This window comes from Mucilaginibacter phenanthrenivorans (genome assembly GCF_024721155.1).
Lineage (GTDB): Bacteria > Bacteroidota > Bacteroidia > Sphingobacteriales > Sphingobacteriaceae > Mucilaginibacter > Mucilaginibacter phenanthrenivorans.
This window is the reverse complement of the sequence record NZ_JAHVAP010000007.1, coordinates 86309-106701: the sequence shown is the minus strand read 5'-3', so window position 1 is coordinate 106701 and position 20393 is coordinate 86309. Positions and strand designations below refer to the sequence as shown.

Below are 20393 nucleotides of genomic sequence, written 5' to 3'. Positions count from 1 at the left end.
AAAGAGCAGTATCCGGGCTATTTGCCGATACTGCTCTTTTAAGACTTCACATCCCGCTATTTTAAGGCTATGGCCCTGGTTTTACCTCCTGTATTGGTTATCTCAATCGTTTTGACGTCCTTATTCACCGTTAAAAACCTGCCTGATTGCGATAAAAACGAAGATCCATAATAAAACTCCTGCTTTTGCTTTACGCCATTATTGTAAGTAATAACAGCGCTTTGGTCATCAGGCTGAAGCTTTATATTTTGCACACCTCTTTTTAATTCAAATATTTTCAGGGCGCCGCGGTTTTGGCTCGCAGCCATCATATATTTGCCCGTATTGCTCTGCAACTTAACCAGGGCCTTACCATTCCCGGGTATATAAATACCACTTTGAAGTATACTTTGCGGTGCGAAGTTACCCTTGCCATCCCCTTTTAACATTAACCCGTTGAGCGCGTCATAACGTCCTGTACCCACTTCCGTACCAAAGTCATTACCGTTCATCATTACATCAAGGTTACCATCTCCGTCAAAATCATCAACCACCATTCCGCTTAGGGCCGACACCTGGGCCTGCTTAGGCAGCTCGATCATGGCAAACTTTCCATTGCCATCATTACGTAAATAGCAGGATGCAGAAGTATTTACGTTTAATCTTAGTGCTCCCTTGCGCTCCTCCGGGGTTAAAACTTCATCCATAGTGGCAAGTGCATATGACTTATAATTGGTAAACATTTTTCTCCGGCTGATCATTTCCTTCAAAATATCCTCTCTGCCCATTGCCGGAAATTCTTTTTTCTCTCCGTTCACATCGGGCAAAAAGATGGAAGTGATGGCATTATAACTTCCGTTCTTTTCAAAATCCTTGGCAGTGATATAAACCGGATATTGCTCGCTTGCCTTATACAAAGTATTTAAGCCAACGTTACCCACAATGTAATCCATCCTGCCATTGTGCCTGAAGTCGCCTGCTACAATGGTGTTCCACCAGCCGGTTCTGTTAGCCAAACCTGAAGCTTGTGTGGCGTTCTTAAACACTCCATGGTCATTCTTTAAGAAGGTAACAGGCATCCATTCGCCGGCCAATATCAAATCCGGCCAGCCATCGTTATCATAATCTGTAAAAAGAGCGTCGCAAACCAGGCCGATATTTTTCAAAGCCGGAGCAACTTCGTTGGTCACATCTGTAAATTTTACTACGCCATTCTTGCTGTCGTTGCGCAATATGCAACTTGATACCGGTTTGGGATATCTCCAGGGTTCAACCCTACCCGATACAAAGAGATCTGGTTTGCCGTCCTTATTATAATCAAAGGCACGTACACACATTTTGCTGACATAATTTATTGGCAAAGCATCTGGCGACAAGGTAAAGTTGCCCTTTCCGTCGTTCAGATACAGCCTGTCCTGGTACGCTTTATTGCCTGGCGAGTTACTATATCCCCCGCTGGTTATATACAGGTCTAATTTACCATCGCCATTGGCATCAAACAACAACAGGCCTTCATCAGTTGTTGTCTGATTGGTGTTATCTGGAACTTTCGTAAGGCCCCGTTGAATAAATTTACCGTTTGCCTGCTGCAGGAATACTTGTGCCTGGGAATAGGAATTGCCACCAACTACAATATCGTCAAGACCATTGCCGTCAACGTCCCCAACGGCCATTGCCGGGCCGTAATCAGAGAGCTTATGAGTCAATATTTTCTGAATGTTAAAGTCAACAAAATCATACTCAGCGTGGGTATACTTAACCCCTCTTTCACCTGTTACTTCCTTAAACAGGGTTTTGTCAGCAACTTTTGGAGCGGCCCATGTATACGGTTCCTTTGCATTTGCAATATCCGCGGTAAGCACCTGGTTCGTCTTTACACTCTGTAAAACCTGCTTTTTTCCATTATACCAGCGAATAACCACCGAATCAAGCTGCCTGATTTTACCCAGGCCAAAGTGAGCAGTATTTTGATTTGATGACAAGTAGCCCCTGTAAGGGTTATTTTCGGCGACCTGATGTTTGTTATGGTCGTAGTAAATATCAGCCCAGGCGCCCAGTCCGTTTAAGTTGTGAGCGTCACCCTTAAACTTTACCTGGATGTAGTTGGTATTTACAGTATCCTTTTCGCGGGATGTGTTTTTGTAAATAAGGGCTTCATCATCAATGTTATTAATTACCATATCCATGGCCCCATCGTTATTCAGATCGACATAAACCGCCCCGTTTGAAAAGGTTGGCAATGATAACCCCCAGTCGGTTGATTCGTCCTTAAAAGTCAGGTCGCCTTTATTTTGGAAAGCATAATTGTGGATCTTTACCGATGGTATTTGCTCCAGCATCTGTTTTTTAGGTACCGTTATATAAGCATTTTGCCGGTAAGCAACAAAATCATGGTCAGATACATCCTTTGGAAAACCGTTAGTTACGATAACATCCCTCAGGCCATCGTTATTAAAATCCGTTATCAGGGGCGTCCAGCTCCAGTCAGTTTGGGCAATACCGCTCATAAATCCAATCTCGCTAAAAGCGGGACTGCCAATGGTATCGTTTTGTAAAACCCTCGGTCCCTGGTTTAATTGCAGCGTGTTACGAACGTATTGATATTGAAAGCCATAATACGTAAAATTTTGTATGGCTGTATAATTTGCAGCTCCCAGCATCATTTTTTTACGGTAGTTATCCTCTGGATTCATATCGAGCTCAAAAACATCAGCAAGTCCGTCGTTATTTATATCGATAACGTCCTGGCCCATTGCGTTAAATGAAGTATGCTTAAAATACTCGCTCGATTTATTGGTAAAAGTGCCGTCGTGATTATTTATATAAAGTAGGTTAGCCGATAAAAAATCGTTTGAAACATAAATATCCTTCCAACCGTCGCGGTTAATATCAACAATAGTAGCAGCATGCCCTAAACCATGTATATTAACACCTGCTTTGTCGGAAACGTCCCGAAAAACAGGATGTTTCAAGCTGTCGCTCCATTCGTTATGGAATAACCTGCCCAAGCTTTGGCGCGGGGCCTTCGATGATGCGGGCCCGAACAAATTGGGGTAATAGCTTTCGCTTGCTTCGTTGACGGTGAGATACATATCAAGGTTCCCATCATTATCATAATCAAAAAAAGCTGCCATGGTTGACTGGACGTGAATATCAAGCCCATACTCCTTCGCCATCTCCTTAAAATGGGGAATTCCGTCCTTGTCTATTCCCTGGTTAATATACAGCAAATTGCGGCGACGGTTCGAATCGGCATAAATGGTATTACAAACGTATATATCCATTAAGCCATCATTGTTGATATCCACAACCGAAACCCCGCGGCCCCATCTGCCCATGCCCCCAACACCAGCTTTATCGGTGATGTCTTCAAACTTAAAATCGCCCCTGTTTAAATATAAGCGATTGGCAACCATGTTCCCGGTGAAATATAAATCCTGTAGCCCATCGTTATTAAAGTCGCCCACTCCAACGCCGCCACCGTTATAAACGTTCACCACATCCAATGGGTTTATACTATCGTTCTCTGTTATTTTATTATTAAAATGGATTCCTGAATGAGAGGAGGAAATCTGTTGGAATAAAGCCGGTTTTTTACACGCGAAAGTGGTCAGAAGAAATAACAATAAAAAAAAATGGTAAAAAAATCTCATTGGTTTTCAGGTTTGAATCAATCTGTTAATATATTGATTTGTTTACTATTAATGCAAATAAATTGAACTTTTTTGGAAGCTATAGCTCAATCGGGATTTGAAGATCGATGATTAAAAAACGGGCTTTTAATTAAAAAGGCTCTCGGATCGTAATCCGAGAGCCCGTATTTAATTAACTAATAAAATTTAATTACCGTAGGCAGGATTTTGGGTTAAGTTTGGATTTAGCCCGCGCTCTATTTGTGGAATTGGATATAAGTCACGGCCAGCCGGAATTGTTACCCCGTAAGTAGCCCTGACAAAATCGATAGCTACCCCCGCTCTTCTCAAATCATAAAAAGTGGAGTATTCACCTGTAAGCTCGTGCCTGTATTCGCTATATACCATTTGTAATGGATCGGTTATCGGCGTTGTTTTATCCCCGTCTTGCATTATAGCCGGGGCTGCACCACCCCAGGCCCGGTCTCTTACAATTTTCAAGGTAGCCAACCCTCCGGGTACATCACCGTTCCTTATCTGGCATTCTGCTTTACTCAACAAAACTTCGGCATAGCGTAACAAGATTTGGTTTTGTGCACCAAAAATTGTTGAATTTCCTGAATTAGCGTCAAGTGTCGGGTCACGCCACATTTTCTCGCAATAGTAGCCTGTACGCAATTGAGTGTTGTCTGATCCGCGCCATGGCTTAGTCTTTGTTCCGCACGTATTGATTATTTTGCCATCATCGCCTATATAACGCGCGTCACCTGCTGCAAAGCCTGCTTTAACCAATGGATAACCCGCTATGCCACCCCTGCCAATAATTCCGGGGCTGATGTTTGGATCGCCCGGGCCAATAACCGTTGCCAGCTTACGCTTATCTCCATTTTGGAAAGAATTATACAGCCCATCATTAGCATAATCATAACCAAAATTTGAAATTTCTTCCGGCCAGCTAAAATCCGAGATCCATGCAACTTCGTTTCCTGCACCCCAGCTTTGTGTACCGGCCACATCAAACTGAACTTCGAATAACGATTCAGGGCTGTTTTGATGGTCGTATTCGTTTACGTCGATAAAATTTGGCAATAGTGTGTATTTACCATTCAACTGATTGAATGACGCCAAAGCACCTGTATAATCCTTAACCCACATTTGCGCGGCGCCGAGAAAGCCATAGGCAGCGCCTTTTGTAGCCCGTCCTATTTCAGTAGTCGGAAGGTCTTCTTTCCATGGCAATAAGGAAGCTGCGGTCTTTAAGTCTGATATTACCTGGTTAAATACTTCATCCTGGGTGCTTCTTGGTTTTAAACCAAGGTTTGCACCTGTTGTCAGCTCTAACGGAACACCGCCAAAACTGGCCCCAAGATAATAATAGGTCATACCGCGCAGAAAATAAGTTTCACCGGTTAAGCGGTTCGCCAGATCTGCAGTAAGTACTCCCCTGGTTTTCATATCTGCAATAATCGGTAATGCAGAATTTGCCCTTGCTATACCGACATATGCACGTGTCCAAAAAGTTTCAATGGCCGAAAAATCAGAAGGGATTGCATAGGTATTGTAAAACCTGTCATTACCCCAGTTGAAAAAATCATGCGTTTGAAAATTGGCGTAGTACCAGATCGACTTCTTTAACAGATCGGCATTCTGATAGGTGTCATATATCGCGTTTATTAGGGCTACGCCATCGCTTGCTTTATTGAAGAAAGCGCTCGCAGTGGTTTGTTGTGAATCAGTTTGATCCAGGAAGTTCTTTTTACAACTCAGTGGAATCATCAATGCCGCACACAAGGCTATAAGGGCATATATTTTATTGATTTTCATATCTTTATATTTTATCTTCTCGTTATTAAAACGTTACGTTTATTCCTAATGTATAAAATTTAGAGGACGGATAAGTACCCTCGTCTACACCTGATGCTGTTGCACTTCCCTGGGTAGCCCCTGTTTGCGGGTTTGTACCACTTGGATTTCCAATTTCAGGATCAAGCCCGCTGTATTTTGTAAAAGTTAACAGGTTTTGAGCAGAAAAATATAACCTTATCCTGGTTACAAAAATCTTTTTTAGCAGGTCAGTTGGCAAAGTATAGCCTATTGTAACGTTTCTTAACCGCAGATAACTACCGTTTTCAACATATTGACTTGAAGCAACATTATTGCCGCTTACGTCATCATTGTAGGTAACCCTGGCGTAACGGTTTGAAGGATTGGTTGGCGACCAATGGTTCAGATAATAATTCACGCCGACATTTTCAACTCCAACAAATCCAGGAGCCTGGAAGCTCTCTAGCGTTCTTTCCTGGTAATTAAAGATCTTGTTGCCATAAGTACCATAGAAGTATGCGTTAAAATCAAACGCCTTATAAGTCAGGTCAAGGTTTAAACCACCATAAAATTTGGGAAGCGGGCTACCTAAGCTAGTTCTGTCTGAAGGAGTTATCTGGCCATCGCCATTGGTATCTTCATAATAACGATCGCCGGGTTGCGTGGTTGCCTTTTGATAATAAGGCGTACTTGGATGCAGTGCCGCGGCCTTTGCATTTAAGTTATCAATTTGAGCTTGCGTTTGGAAGATGCCAAGCGATTTATAACCATAAAACTCTCCAACCGGCTGGCCAATATTTGTCTGGCTGAACGTACCCCAACCATCGGCAGTTAAGCCACCTAAAGTAACGAGGTTGTTTATGAAACTTGTGTTCTTATTGATACTTAAAAGCTTATTGTTTACAGTAGTAACCGATAAGCCTACACCATATTTGAAATCCTTTATTGAATGGTTGTAATTCATCGAAAATTCAAATCCCTTATTATCTATGCTGCCAACGTTCTGCGTTTGATATGCAAAGCCTGTTTGTGTTGCAGTAGGCAGCGTTAATAGAAAGTCTTTCGATTTTTTATTGTAATAATCAACAGTGAATGTTAGGTCGCCATGTAAAAAAGCAACGTCCATACCTATATCAGTTTGATTGTCAGTCTCCCATTTTAAATTTTGGTTCTCCAGTTGGGTAAGCGCAATTCCGGGCTGATAAACTTTATTAAATGCATAGCCTACGTTATTGCCTGAACTTGCAGGGCCACCGGATGTGTACAAAGCTGCATATTGAAACAGGCCTATCGAACCCTGGTTACCAACCTCGCCATAACTGCCTCTGAACTTCAGATCGGATAACCAGTCGACACTTTTAAAGAATGATTCTTCTTTGGCCTTCCAGGCAATAGCTCCCGAAGGGAAAACGCCATATTGATGACCCTTATCAAACTTGGAAGATCCATCCCGTCTTACTGTACCTGTGATGAGATATCTATCATTAAATTTATAGCTTAACCTAGCAAATTGCGAAGCAAGGGAATAGGTTTGCTGGTTTCCAAAAGCCGTAAGATTTTGAACCTGGCCCAAATCTCTTATGGCATTATTCGGTAAATTATTACCGGCGCCGCCAACTTGCCTGAAAGTGTTTTCCTGTTCAGAAACACCACCTACAAAATCTATATTATGTTTGCCGAAAGTTCTGTTGTATGAAATGGTATTTTCCCAAAGCCATTCAAAAGTGTTATTAGCCGATTGAGAATAAACACTAAGTTGGTTGGGCCCGCCCAGGTTATATTGGTCATTGGAACGGTCATCCTGGGGTTGAAAATAATAACCGGAAAAATCGCTCACATTCACACCAGCATTGGTTTTTATTTTAAGACCTTCGATAATACTGGCTTCCAATGATGAATTGGCGAGGAAATAATTGTTCAGGTTTTTATAATCATTGGTTTCGATATTATAAACCGGGTTACCCCAGCTTTTTGTATAGATGTTCACCGGGTTATAAAAACCATAGTTACCATTTGCATCTTTAATCTGGTTGGTGTTTTTATTGCCTGTTATAGTAGGAATAAGTTCTGTTAATTGTCCCAGCGAACCTGTTCCGAAAGGGTTGTTCTGATCTTGTCGCGAATATTTGGCGCTCGATGAAGATTTAAGCCAGTTTTCAACTTTATAATCTACATTCATACCAAGATTTAATCTTTTAAAATACGAACCCAGCACTATGCCTTTCTGATTGTAGTACCCGGCTGAAAATGCCGTTTGAACTTTATCGTTACCTCCTCTAATCGCAAGGTTATAATCTTGTTTCAACCCGCTGCGATAAACAGCTTTTTGCCAGTCGACATTAGTTAACGATGACGGAGTGCTCCATTCAGGCAATTCATTAAACCCACCTTCAACGGCATGGTCCTGATTGGCGAGTGTAGCCCATTGTTCTGCATTTAATACCTTATACTCTTTAGGCCTGGTTTGCACAGAGCCATAAGCATCAAGGGAAATTTGGGTGCCATTCTTTCTTCCTTTTTTAGTGGAAATGATCACTACACCATTAGCTGCCCTAACCCCATAAATTGCTGTAGCCGACGCATCTTTCAATACATCAATAGTGGCAATATCGTTGGGGTTGATATTGTTAAGGCCGCCCGAGATCGGGTAACCGTCTACAACGTACAGCGGGTCATTGCTATTTAAACTTCCCACGCCCCTGATCACAACGCTAACCCCGTTACCCGGTGCGCCATCATTATTGGTAACCTGCACACCGGCAGCGCGACCTTGTAAAGCCTGGTCAATTGATGTTACAGGTATTTTAGCAATTGTAGCGGCCGAAACTGAGCTGATAGACCCTGTAAGGTCTGTACGTTTGGTAGTACCATAACCCACCGACACTACAACCACTTCAGTTAAACTGTTCACGGTCGGCGTTAACTTAACACTGTAAGTATTGCTGGCGCCTACTGGAATTTCCTGTGATTCATAGCCAACAAAGCTAAAAATCAGGGTTGCATTATTTGGAACCGATAGTGTAAAGGAACCATTAACATCAGTTGTAACACCTGTTGAAGTTCCTTTAACCTTAACGCTGGCACCCGGAATCGGTGTGCCGTCGGTAGCAGATACATTACCTGTAACTTGCCGGGTTTGGGCAACCGCAGCGTAACAGGTAAATAAAGTAAGCAAAAAAACGAGCATCGCCTTTTTGAAACTATTGAAATTGTTAAAAAGTAAATCTTTCTTCATTTCGATTCATTTAAATTAATTGGATTTATACGTTGTTAAATTGGTCTACAAAAATTCATCGCAAACAACAAAAACTATTACTGGTATCAATTACATTAAGCGTAGCTATTACAACCCATGTACATCCATTTATAATCACTGTTCAGTTTGCAACAAGCTTCGGTTTTTGATAATTGGTTTCTTTTATAAAAGTATAAATGACCGTATCAAACCAGTAACAGTATTGATAATGAATATAGCACAAATGTTAATCGATTTATATATTATTGATTATCAAATATTTAACAAAATAAACATCAAAATTTCATCAATAAATGCTAAAATAGTGATATACTATTTTAACGTTATTCGCATCCTAAATCAACATCTGGCCATATAATGCTATAAATACACCTTATAATAGATTAGCGTAAACCAGTGTAATCCTGTTTAGAAATATCACACGCGATAAAAATCAGTGTTGCGGCATTTTTATATATCTAAACCAAAAACGTAGTAAAATCTGCAGCTGCTTTTTCAGACGATTTAAAGACTTGCCGTTTTTCATTCACTATACATAACCCTATGAGAGCATCGGTTATGATAACTAAATTAATACAGTAAAGGCATAAAAAAACCAGGCAGTAAAACTGGCCTGGTTAATTGGTATCACTATAGGATAAGCGTATTATGCGATAATATGCTATTTATTAACTAATGAAATTACCGTGTCGAAATACCGTACTTCAACTTAAATTCATGATTTAAATTTGTACAATATTTAACCCTACATTGGTTATATTTTAACCACTACCTGTTTACCTGCATAGCTAACGGTTTTGTCCGCCTTGTTGCTGATACCGATATCTGAGCCATGTCCATCCTTAACAATTACAATATTGAATGTGTGCGTTTTCATCATTGCCGGGAAGGATCCCTTGCGGGCAGTAATGGTAAGCTGGCTTAATTTATCGTTCCATTTAAAGCTGAATGTTGACGAATTACCCTTTTCGTAATTGTAGTTATCATTTTCATCTTCATAAAATTTAAACTCGCCATTTGCTCCCTTGTAAATGCGTAATTCAATAGCGCCCGATGGGTTTTGATTAGCATATTCCACATTTGGGCCCATAGGTACAATTGATCCGGCCTTAACATAAAGCGGCATCGTTTCAATTGGTGCAGGTGCGTCAACCGACTGGCCGCCATCAAGCGATTCGCCTGTCCAGAAATTATACCATTTGCTTCCCTTTGGCAAGTAAACTTTTCTTGTTTTGGTTTCTGCGCTTGCATCCTTGCCTGTGTATAGCTGGCTGGTTACCGGGTTCACCAAAAATGCGGGACCAAACATATATTGATCAGGAATGGCGTACACATTTTTATCATCCCTGAAATCAAATGCCAGGGCGCGCATTATGGTGTAATTATCATTGGTCACCCTTGCTGAAAGCGAATAAACATATGGCAGCAGGCGATAACGCAACTTATCATAATTTAACAGGATGCCTTTTGTTTTATCATCCCAATTGCTTGAGAATAATGCCCTTTCTCCCTTGCCATGGATCCGCATGATAGGGCTGAATGTTCCGAACTGGAACCAGCGGGTAAATAGTTCGCGGTATTGCGGTTTCGACCAATCAGGAATTCCGTCCTTATCAATACGCGACATGTAGCCACCGATATCAGACGTCCAGTAAGGGATCCCCGACACACATGCATTAATTCCCTGTGGAATTTGATTGCGAAGAGATGCAAACGAACAACTAATGTCTGACGACCAAAGCGTAGCCGCATTGCGTTGCTCCCCGGCAAATGATTGGCGGATCAACAAAAAGCTGCGTTTACCCGCTATGTCTTTGCGCCAGCCCTGGTAAAGCCCTTTTGAATGCTCTAACGAGTAAGTATTAAAATAATCAATCCCTTTACCGACTGAAAAATCAGCTTTGCGGCGCTCATCCAGCAGCGAGCCGTTATCAGGTTCGCATTGATCAACCCACCAGGCGTCCCAGCCGTAGCGCTTAATAACGCTATCCCTTGCCTGCTCCCAGTAGCGTTGCCTGGCTTTGGGGTTATGCGCGTCGTAATAAGTGTCCCATGTGTGTGTAACAAAATTATCCCAGGTTATACTTGTTAAAAAGCCTTTGCTTTTCAGGTCATCAAAATCCTTTGTTCCGCTTCCAAATACCGGCCAGATAGAGATCATGGCGTGCATATTTGCCTTGTGCAGTTCATCAATCATCGCCTTTGGATCCGGGTATCTCTCCTTACTCATAATATGTGAGCCGATAGGTAATGGCGACCACCAGTACCAATCCTGCACAATGGCATCAACCGGGATGTGGTTATTGCGGTAATTGTCCTTCACGCCCAAAATTTCGTCCTGCCTGTTGTATTTGTCCTGCGACTGAAACAATCCAAACGCCCATTTCGGGTACATTGGCGCCTTACCTGTTGCTGTTCTGTACAGATCAATAATACGATCGAAGTCAGGGCCGTAGAAAAAGTAGTAATCTACCATTTTGCCGCTTTCTGATACATATTTGTATTGTGAATTCTCTGCTTCAGCGCCATAGAAATTCGACGCCGAATAGTTGTCCCACAATAGGCCATATCCTTTTGTGGATAACATAACAGGGATTGCGCCTGTCATATACTTGATCAGCATCTGCTGGTTACGCCCCTTATAATTGATAGAGAGCGAATCCTCAGGGTGACAACCAAGTCCAAAAAGCGCTTCGTCAGCCGGGGAATTAAAAGCCGTATTGCAGTTGTAAGTATTGATACCGGCAATTGTTGCGCTGTTCATGCTTTTGTTTTCAGAAGCCTCAGAAGTTACCGCTACGCCTTTTTTGTTGGTGTAGGTGATAGCGTTTGTGGCTTTGTTAATACTGATATTTAGCCGTGATGTGCTGATTACAATTTGGCCGCCATGCTCCGCAACTGTAAAAGGCGATTTTTCCTTCCAGGTGTTATTTACAACCAACGAGTTTTTTACCGGGAATGTGTTAAATATGGTATACCTAACCTCAATAATGTCAGCCTTACAAATCCTTATATTCATCAACCCTTTATCGAGCCTGAAGACGACGCCGTTATCGTTTTTAGTATAAGATTTTACCGAGGCACTGGTTATTTGAAACGATGCCAGGCTAAAAATTAAAAATGCAGCTGATTTTAAAATAAGCGATCTGTTTAAACTTCTTTTCACGTTAGGATTAATTATAAGATTTATAAAGGCTTATGTTGTTTTTACAAATGGGGTTTATTGTATAGCAAATAAAACGTGGCGGTAAAACTAACGTCGATTTTTAAAACGGAATAACAGATTTTTTAAAATCTATAACACAAATGTTTACTAAGGGGTTGTTTTGGAGGTGAAATAATAAATTTCTGGCGGGCCGGCATAGCAGTTTTGTTAACCAGCTACATGATTTGATAATACAGGGCAAAAATGGACCTGATAAATTTCTAATTTTTGCTTACCTGGCTGATCCATTCCATTACAAATGTTAAAGGCTATTTGGCATACGGTGGAACCAGCCAACATTTAGCAGTGGCGTATTTGGCGGCGGTATTAAATCCCTCCCCCAACTGATTGCATAAAACAACAGCCCGGTTACAAGCTACCTGGTAACTTGCAACCGGGCTGTTACCTCCGGGGGAACCAATTTATTATATCATTTGCCTGTGCCGGTAATACTATATCTTACGCCTTTTTTTGATTCGAAACTAATCACATAGCCATTGGCAGTTTTCTTTGCAACAGCGCTTATTGTTACAACCTTTATCGGTTCATTACTCCTGATGGTGCACCTGCCGCCGACAACGGACAATATGGATGCCTTAAACAGTTTCTTATTTTTCCAGCTTATGCCTACCTCAAAATTGCCCCTCGCCTTTAGCCCACTAATCTGTCCTGTTGCCCAGGCATCCGGCAAGGCAGGTAACAAGTAAATTTCATTTTCCTGGCTTTGCAAAAGCATTTCGGTCATCCCCGTAAGTCCACCAAAATTTCCGTCTATCTGGAACGGCGGATGCGCGTCAAAAAGGTTAATATACGAGCCGCCACCGCCCGAATAATTGGTGCCCTCCACATTCGTGGCACGCAAAAGGTCCTTTATCATCTTATAACTGTGGTTACCATCGAGCAATCGCGCCCAAAAGTTAATTTTCCAGGCGAGGCTCCAACCGGTACCTTCGTCACCCCTTAACTCAAGTGTCTTTTTTGCAGCGGCGGTTAGTTCAGGCGTTTTTACAGGCGAGATCTGGTGGCCGGGAAATAGTCCAAACAGATGTGAAACATGCCTGTGGTGTGGCTCCGGATCTTCAAAATCCTTATACCATTCCTGCAGGTTACCTTTTTTACCAATTTGGAAGGGGTATAGTTTTGCCTTCTTCGCAATGATGGAATCACGGAATGCCTTATCTGTTCCCAGCTCATTACTGGCATCTATCACATTATTAAACAGGTCGCGAATGATGGACATATCCATTGTAGTGGCGATTGATACGCTTGCTCTTTTACCATTGCTGTCAAAAAACGCATTTTCGGGTGATACTGATGGCGCCGTTACCAAATACCCATCTTTATCAGTCACCAACCAATCCTCACAAAACTCCGCCGCACCCTTCATTAGCGGGTATGCCACCTCGCGCAGATATTTTTTATCCTTTGTAAACTGGTAATGCCACCACAAGTGCTGCGAAAGCCATGGCGACCCCATTGTCCAGTTGGCCCAGGTGGGGTCGCCGTTACCCTTATCACCAACAGGGTTTGAAAGTGCCCAGATATCGCTGTTATGGTGTACCGCCCAGCCTTTAGCATGATAAAATTCCGTTGCCGTAACTTTACCGGTGACTGCAATGTTCCTGATAAAATCAATAAACGGCATATGCATTTCAGAAAGGTTCGCGACTTCTGCCGGCCAGTAGTTCATCTGCACGTTAATATTAGTAGTATAGTTCGAGCTCCATGGTGGTTGTAGTTCCTTGTTCCAAATCCCCTGCAAATTGGCGGGAACACCCAGCGTCCGCGAACTGGAGATCAACAGATACCGGCCATATTGAAAATAAAGCGTTTCCAGTTCCGGATCCTTCGTGCCTTTTGTATAGGAAACTAATCGCTCATCAGTAGGCAGCGATGCATTCCGATTGTCTGCAGGTGTGGCGAGCTTAAATGACACCCGGTTAAAGAAATGGTGGTAATCGGCCTCATGTCCTAAAAGCAACACTGACCAGGGCAAAACAGAAGCCCTTTTCATGTTCGACGAAGCAAGCTTATGCTCATCCTTGCCATCGGTGCCCGGACATTTTTCAAATCCATTAAAGCTGGTTGCCGCTGAAAGAAAAATGGTTACTTCAGTAGCATTTTTGACGGAGATTCCGCTGGTATCAGCACTTACTTGTCCGTCTCTGTTTATTGCCTTTACCTGCAATTCAAAACGCATTCCCCTGCATCCTGTACTGTCGTAGGTAATCGGGTCGCTCGACTCTACGTAATTAGGTTGTACGTGTGACGGGGCATTTCCTTTTAAAGCTATTTCATTGCCCGAAATAACTACAGGATGATGCCTTAATTTACTTGCAGTGCCAATTTTGAAATTCAATTGCCCGATTTTGTTAGCGGTCAGATGTATAATGATCACCTGGTCAGGCGCCGAGACGATGACCTGCCGGATGTAAGTAACACCGCCGATGGTAAAACGTGTTGTTGTTATCGCATCCCTGATATTCAAATCGCGGTAATAGGCTGATGTAACCGTGTCCTTAAAATTCTGTGTTATGGTTAAATCTCCCAGGGGCAAATACGATTCAGAGTAATAACCCTGCATCCCCTTAGCATAGTTGTAAGCCTTTGCATAGTCTTCATTTTTAAACAATGCCTCCCTTGCAAGTTGCAAATTCGCATACGCACCGGGGTTTACGTTGGTTTTGACCGGGCCGCCGCTCCACAAAGTGGCCTCATTTAGTTGAATAAGCTCGTGCTTAACACCGCCGAATACCATGGCGCCCAGCCTGCCGTTGCCAACCGGCAGCGCATCGGTCCAAACCTTGGCGGGTTTTTTGTACCAAAGTTTTAGGTTATCCTGGCTAAAAGCGTAAAACGGGAAGATAAATACAAAAAGGACGAAAAGCTTCCTTAACATAAAATGAAGTTTATTTTTAATTAAATAAATAGATGTTTTTTGATGTGCCTATACAACCGGTTCTTCCTTTTCCTTACTGCGAAGTTCAATGATATACTCCGATGGCAGCATTCCAAATTCCTCCCTGAACACTTTGGCAAAATATGCAGCATTATTAAATCCTACCTCATAAGCAACGTTTGCAATACTTAGCTTACTCTTTTCCAAAAGCTGAACAGCTCTTTTTAAACGAATGGTCCGGATGCAATCAACCGGGGTTTTGCCGGTAAGCGTTAACAGCTTTTTGTAAAGTGATACCCGGCTCAGGTTTAAATGCCTGCTCAGTTCCTCTACCGAGAAATTAGGATTTGTGACATTAGTTTCGATGCAGGCCAATGCGTTTTTCAGGAACTTCTCGTCTTCTGATACTACAACAATATCCTGCCCCTGGATCTCTATTTGTTTTTGGTAGGTTTTCTTATACGTCTGCTGGATCCTTAGCAAGCCATGAATTTTTGACAAAAGTATCTCGAAGTTAAAAGGCTTAACCAGGTAATCGTTGGCGCCGCTGTCAAGGCCTGCCAATTGATCCTCCTGCCCGGTTAATGCCGTCAACAGGATAATAGGTATCGATGCTGTACGGTTGTCACTCCTGATCTTCTTACACAATTCCAAACCATTCATTTCAGGCATGCTGATGTCGCTAACAATAAGCTTAGGATGCAGGGCAAGCGCCTTTTGCCATCCGTCCTTCCCATTTACCGCTTCAATTATATGAAAGCTGTTTTTCAGATTGTCCTTCAGGTAAAACCGCAGATCGTCGTTGTCCTCAATTAATAAAATTGTTGTCTTTTTTGCCGAGTTCTGTTCATCTTCTGATATTTTCACTACAGAGTATACAGGTTCCTCTTGCGGCGCCTCAACAACCAATTGTTCTTCTTGCTGCCTGCGAACTGGCAGATTAATGGTAAAACAAGTTCCATAATCCGGTTCACTTTCTATCTCTATGGTACCGCCATGCATTTTAACAAATTCCCGTGTAATTGACAGTCCAATGCCGCTTCCCTGGTTAAGCAGGCTTTCGGGCATACTATCCTGGAAGAACCGCTCGAAGATCTTTTCCTGGTTTTCCTTAGCTATGCCGATACCCGTATCTATCACCTTTATCTCAAGCCTTCTTTGATCAGGCAAGGATTCATCGGGTGTAGACAAACTCAAAATAACGCTGATGTATCCTCCTGACGGCGTAAATTTTAGCGCGTTTGATAACAGGTTAAAAAGGATCCGTTCTACCTTGTCATGGTCGAAATTAGTTACGAAGGAACTCGTTTCACTCTCAAAGAGATATTGGATTTGTTTTTGATGAGCAACATCCGTAAACGAGGAAGAAACATCCTTTATAAATTTGATGATATCGCCCTTTTTCAAACTAAGTTTCAACTCGTTGTATTCCATTTTTCTGAAATCCAGCAACTGATTAACCAGGTTAAGCAGGCGTTTGCCATTTCGCTTAATCATCACCAGGTGATGCTGCTGATCCGGGCTATCTGTTGTCTTGATCAGTTCATCAATTGGCGACAGGATCAATGACAAGGGTGTACGGAACTCATGGCTGATATTGGTAAAGAATTTTATCTTCATCAAGTCAAGATGGTGCATCCGGCGCGCTTCAGCCCGCTCATTGGCTATTTTCCGTTCTTCCTCTAACTTATCTTCCTTCAGTTTAAATTCCTGTTTTAGTTTAAGGATACCCTTGTGCCGCGCGTAAAACAAAATACCGGCTATAATAACCAGGTAAAGCACATAGGCAAATGTCGACTTCCAAAAAGGCGGTAATACCTTAATATTGAGTGTAATAATACTTGCATTTTCCGGGTCGTTAATATTAGCCGCCCTTACCTTAAAAACATAGTCGCCGGCATCAAGGTTGGTATAGGTCGCTTTCCGGTTGCTGTTTTGGGCATTAAGCCATTGCTTATCAAATCCGTCTAACCTGTATTGATAGGCAATCTTATCCGGGTTAAAATATTCGCAATCCGCAAACTCAATGCTAAAATCATTTTCGTTGTGGCTCAATGTTAAATCGTGAGTAGCTGCAATCGAGTTTTTTAAGATCACGTTTCCGTTAATCGTATCGCCAACAGCAATACTTTTATTAAATAGCTGAAAGTCGGTAAACAATAATTGGGGCTTTCGTCTGGTGATAGTTATGCCTTCGGGGTTAAACAGGTTAAACCCATGTGCGCCGCCAAATATCAATTGTCCGTTTCGTGTTTTGAATGCTGAATACGCGTTAAATTCTCTGCCCTGCAAACCGTCAGACTCATTAAATTTGTTGATCTGGAAGCTATAGTCGGTACCTTTTTGGGTTGCCCTGATACTTGCAAGCCCATTTGCTGTGCTTATCCATATTTTTCCGGCATTGTCCTCCAAAACCTTTAAAACATCGTTACCCGGCAAACCTTTTGCCTCGTTAAGGTTATAAAACGTATTAGTTGACGCATCTAAAATGCTTAGGCCATCCTTTGTGCCAAACCACATTAACCCTTTGCTGTCCTGGGTTATACTGTTTACGTCGTTGGCAATCAAACTATTGGAATTATGAGTACTATTTACATAATGTCTCACTTCGCCGGTAACCGGTTTTATCAAATCAATCCCCTTATCACGCCCTATCCAGATGTTTTTTTGCTTATCCTCGTAAATAACAGCCGTATAGTTGGAGAGCATAGGGTAGATTGGGTGCAAAAAGCTATTTGACGCCCGGTTGAAAATATTAATGCTTCCCGCAAAAGTTCCTACCCATAATTTTTGTGATGAATCTTCAATAATACTATAAACCCTGTCGTCTGAGAGACTCGATGGTATGTTGTCGTTATGACGGTAATGGATAAACCTGGTGCCATCAAAACAATCAAGGCCGCCAAAATAGGTACCTATCCATAGTTTGTGCTCATGATCAATGCACAAGCTAATCACAATGTTATTGGCCAGGCTGTTGGGATCATTGGCGTCATTTTTAAATTGGGTATATTTTTTAGTTACAGCATTATAGTTGATCAGGCCGCCGCCGTTTGTGCCTATCCATAGGTTGCCTTTGTTGTCGTCGGCAAAACAATCTACATCCTCATAGGGCAGGCTTTTGCTATCAGAAAGGTAATGGCGCACAAGCGGAAATTGTATAATGCTTTTGTGGTAATAACTTATGCCCTGCTTAAAGGTTCCGGCCCAAATAATGCCTGTGTTGTCCTTGTAAAGTACCACACTATTGCCCTTTAACGATTTGGTGTCATCCTCCCTGTTTAACAAATATTGCACGGTATTATTTGCCGGGTCGACCAGGTTAATCCCGCCGTGATCGGTACCTATCCATATTTTTTTATCGTCGCCGAGTATAATGCTGTTGATAACGTTGTAATTAAGCCTTATCCCTCCTGTTTCGGTGCTAAAATGATCAATACCCTTTGCACTCAAATTATAGCGGTAAACTCCCAGCGGGCTTTCACTTGCAAACAGCCACAAATTATTGTCGTTATCCAGGGTACCTGAGTAAAGCTCCGGTTTACTGTTATTTAACCTGGCCAAACTATTTGAGCTTGATACAACTGTATTGGTGCGGGTATCAAGCTTGTCAATTACACCGTCGTCATAAATCAGCCAGGAAAAATTATTGCCGCCATCCACTACATCGGTTATTGTATTTGAGTGCAGAGGTACCGGCGTTCTGTCATAACTGCAAATAAAAACCGTTGTGCTATCCTTCGGATGATAACAGTACAGCCCCTCGTTATAAGTTAGAAACCAAAAATTGCCACGCTTATCCTTTTTTATTAGATATAACTTATCTGTTAAAACCTTATACCGGGCAAGTTGAACTGCGATATCGTTTGAAAACTTTTCAGTGATGGGATCGTATATACTTAACCCATTATTGGTTTTAATCCAGATCTTATTTCCGGGCCCTTCAAAAATGTTTTTTACGGCATTATCTATCAGCGAAGAAGGATTGTTAGCCATGTGCTTAAACACCCTGAATTTATAGCCATCATACCGGTTTAAGCCGCCAATTGTGCCGAACCACATAAACCCGCTGGCGTCCTTATAAACGCTACTAACCTGGTTAATTGAAAGTCCGTTTGAGATATCCAGGTGTGAGAACTGGTAAACAGGGTTTTGAGCAACTAATTTTTGTTGCAGTACAAAGCACAATATAATTGAAACATATACTTTAAAACGCATCACATTTATAAATTGGCCTTATATCGGTTTACTAGCAACAATACCGCTGCTATAATTGTAATTTCTACATTCATAAAAATTACCGCTTTATTACTTCCGCTTATCAGGGCTTAGTCAGTCAAGCGGGTTAAGTAAGTTTTTCGGGATCAACAGATCCTGCGGTAATTTTTGGTTTATAAGAATGCTTACTGTAAAAATATAGCTTTTAAAAGTAATAGCATGCAACAAATGTTAAATTTAATGTGACATTGGTTAGCATAGTACCACAAAAAGGCGCTTTTATTGATTGTCGACGGCCTTTTCACCAGGTAGCTGAAATGATAACCGTGTATCGAAATAACGGACGAGTTTATTAGATGTAAACCTTTTTGCCTGAGTTATACGTTTCCCTAAACACTTTAGGAACGCACAATTTTTTCAGCTTAAAAATGCGATTGAAGTTGGAAATATTGTTAAAGCCACACCTATAAGCTATAGTGGTGATATTAAAATCTGTATCTGCAAGCATTCTTGAAGCATGGCCAAGCCTGATCTCGTTAAGACTTTCAACAAAGGTCTTCCCGGTTCTTTTTTTAAAAAACCTACTGAATGAGGTTGCGGGCATATTGGCAATTTTCGCCACTTCGGTTAAGGTGATTGATCTTTCGTAATTATTAAAAAGAAACTCAAATACCTTTTCTATACGCCTGCTTTTGTAGGGAAGTTTTTCATCAGAAAAACCTATATCTGAAAGTAATTGCGTGTTTGCAGAAAGAGATAGCGTATGTAAAATTGAAAGCAGCTCCAGTACCGCCGCAAATTGCGTTTTTTGTTTCAGGTTTAAGATGCGCTCAACTATGTTGTTAACAGTATCCCTTGGAAACAGGATCCCAAGTTGGGCATTATTAAACATGTTCCTGATCAAACAAAACTGATTCCTGTTTAAGAAATGTTCATCAAAAAGGTCCTGGTGAAATTGTATGGTAATTTCGGTAAACGACTGCGATTTGCACTGATGGGTAAACCACGCATGGTAAAGATTTGGGCCGATAAAAACAAGTTCGGCATCGTCTACTACACCAATACTGTTGCCAATAACCCGTTTAGCACCCTTGGCATTTAATAAAAGTGTTAGTTCATATTCATCGTGATAATGCAGGGGGAAATCAAATTTCGTTCTTTCCCGCGATGTTATGGTAAAACAGTCGCCCGCAGAAAGGGGCGTTATTTCACGCATTACGTTTGGAGCTAATACCTGGTGCATTGCCGTTATAAATTGGAGTCCTAAGTTTATCAATGTAAAACTATAGGTTTCCTGTTTTTTGGAATGCCACGAAAGTTAATGTTTGGTATAAAAAATGTTAACCGAAGCGCGTTTGGGAGCCAATTATGTCGATTGTT

General features: G+C 41.8%; 7 protein-coding genes. All 7 read right to left on the bottom strand.

Annotation, left to right across the window (positions count from 1 at the left end):
- Positions 1 to 56: 56 nt before the first annotated feature.
- Complete coding sequence (locus KXD93_RS17955; RefSeq protein ID WP_258138709.1) at positions 57 to 3632, bottom strand: VCBS repeat-containing protein; 3576 nt, start codon at positions 3630 to 3632, stop codon at positions 57 to 59.
- A 186-nt stretch (positions 3633 to 3818) separates the two neighbouring features.
- Positions 3819 to 5435, bottom strand: a complete 1617-nt coding sequence (locus tag KXD93_RS17950) for a RagB/SusD family nutrient uptake outer membrane protein (RefSeq protein WP_258138707.1) — start codon at positions 5433 to 5435, stop codon at positions 3819 to 3821.
- A gap of 25 nt (positions 5436 to 5460) precedes the next feature.
- Positions 5461 to 8670 (bottom strand): SusC/RagA family TonB-linked outer membrane protein, encoded by a 3210-nt coding sequence (locus KXD93_RS17945; RefSeq protein ID WP_258138705.1) that lies wholly within the window; start codon positions 8668 to 8670, stop codon positions 5461 to 5463.
- 775 nt (positions 8671 to 9445) lie between these two features.
- Positions 9446 to 11857 carry a glycoside hydrolase family 31 protein gene (locus KXD93_RS17940; protein WP_258138704.1) on the bottom strand — a complete coding sequence of 804 codons (2412 nt, stop codon included), beginning with the start codon at positions 11855 to 11857 and terminating at the stop codon, positions 9446 to 9448.
- A gap of 469 nt (positions 11858 to 12326) precedes the next feature.
- Complete coding sequence (locus KXD93_RS17935; RefSeq protein ID WP_258138703.1) at positions 12327 to 14795, bottom strand: glycoside hydrolase family 95 protein; 2469 nt, start codon at positions 14793 to 14795, stop codon at positions 12327 to 12329.
- Positions 14796 to 14843: 48 nt separating this feature from the next.
- Entirely contained in the window at positions 14844 to 19013 is a 4170-nt protein-coding gene (locus KXD93_RS17930; RefSeq protein WP_258138702.1) for a hybrid sensor histidine kinase/response regulator transcription factor, read from the bottom strand.
- A gap of 352 nt (positions 19014 to 19365) precedes the next feature.
- Positions 19366 to 20256: an AraC family transcriptional regulator gene (locus KXD93_RS17925; protein WP_258138700.1), complete on the bottom strand. Its 891-nt coding sequence runs from the start codon at positions 20254 to 20256 to the stop codon at positions 19366 to 19368.
- Between the last annotated feature and the right edge of the window lie 137 nt (positions 20257 to 20393).

Bases quoted from the DNA above. Each gene is read 5' to 3' on its own strand.
- KXD93_RS17930 (WP_258138702.1), bottom strand. From the start codon at position 19,013: ATGCGTTTTAAAGTATATGTTTCAATTATATTGTGCTTTGTACTGCAA.
- KXD93_RS17925 (WP_258138700.1), bottom strand. From the start codon at position 20,256: ATGCACCAGGTATTAGCTCCAAACGTAATGCGTGAAATAACGCCCCTT.
- KXD93_RS17950 (WP_258138707.1), bottom strand. From the start codon at position 5,435: ATGAAAATCAATAAAATATATGCCCTTATAGCCTTGTGTGCGGCATTG.
- KXD93_RS17945 (WP_258138705.1), bottom strand. From the start codon at position 8,670: ATGAAGAAAGATTTACTTTTTAACAATTTCAATAGTTTCAAAAAGGCG.
- KXD93_RS17935 (WP_258138703.1), bottom strand. From the start codon at position 14,795: ATGTTAAGGAAGCTTTTCGTCCTTTTTGTATTTATCTTCCCGTTTTAC.
- KXD93_RS17955 (WP_258138709.1), bottom strand. From the start codon at position 3,632: ATGAGATTTTTTTACCATTTTTTTTTATTGTTATTTCTTCTGACCACT.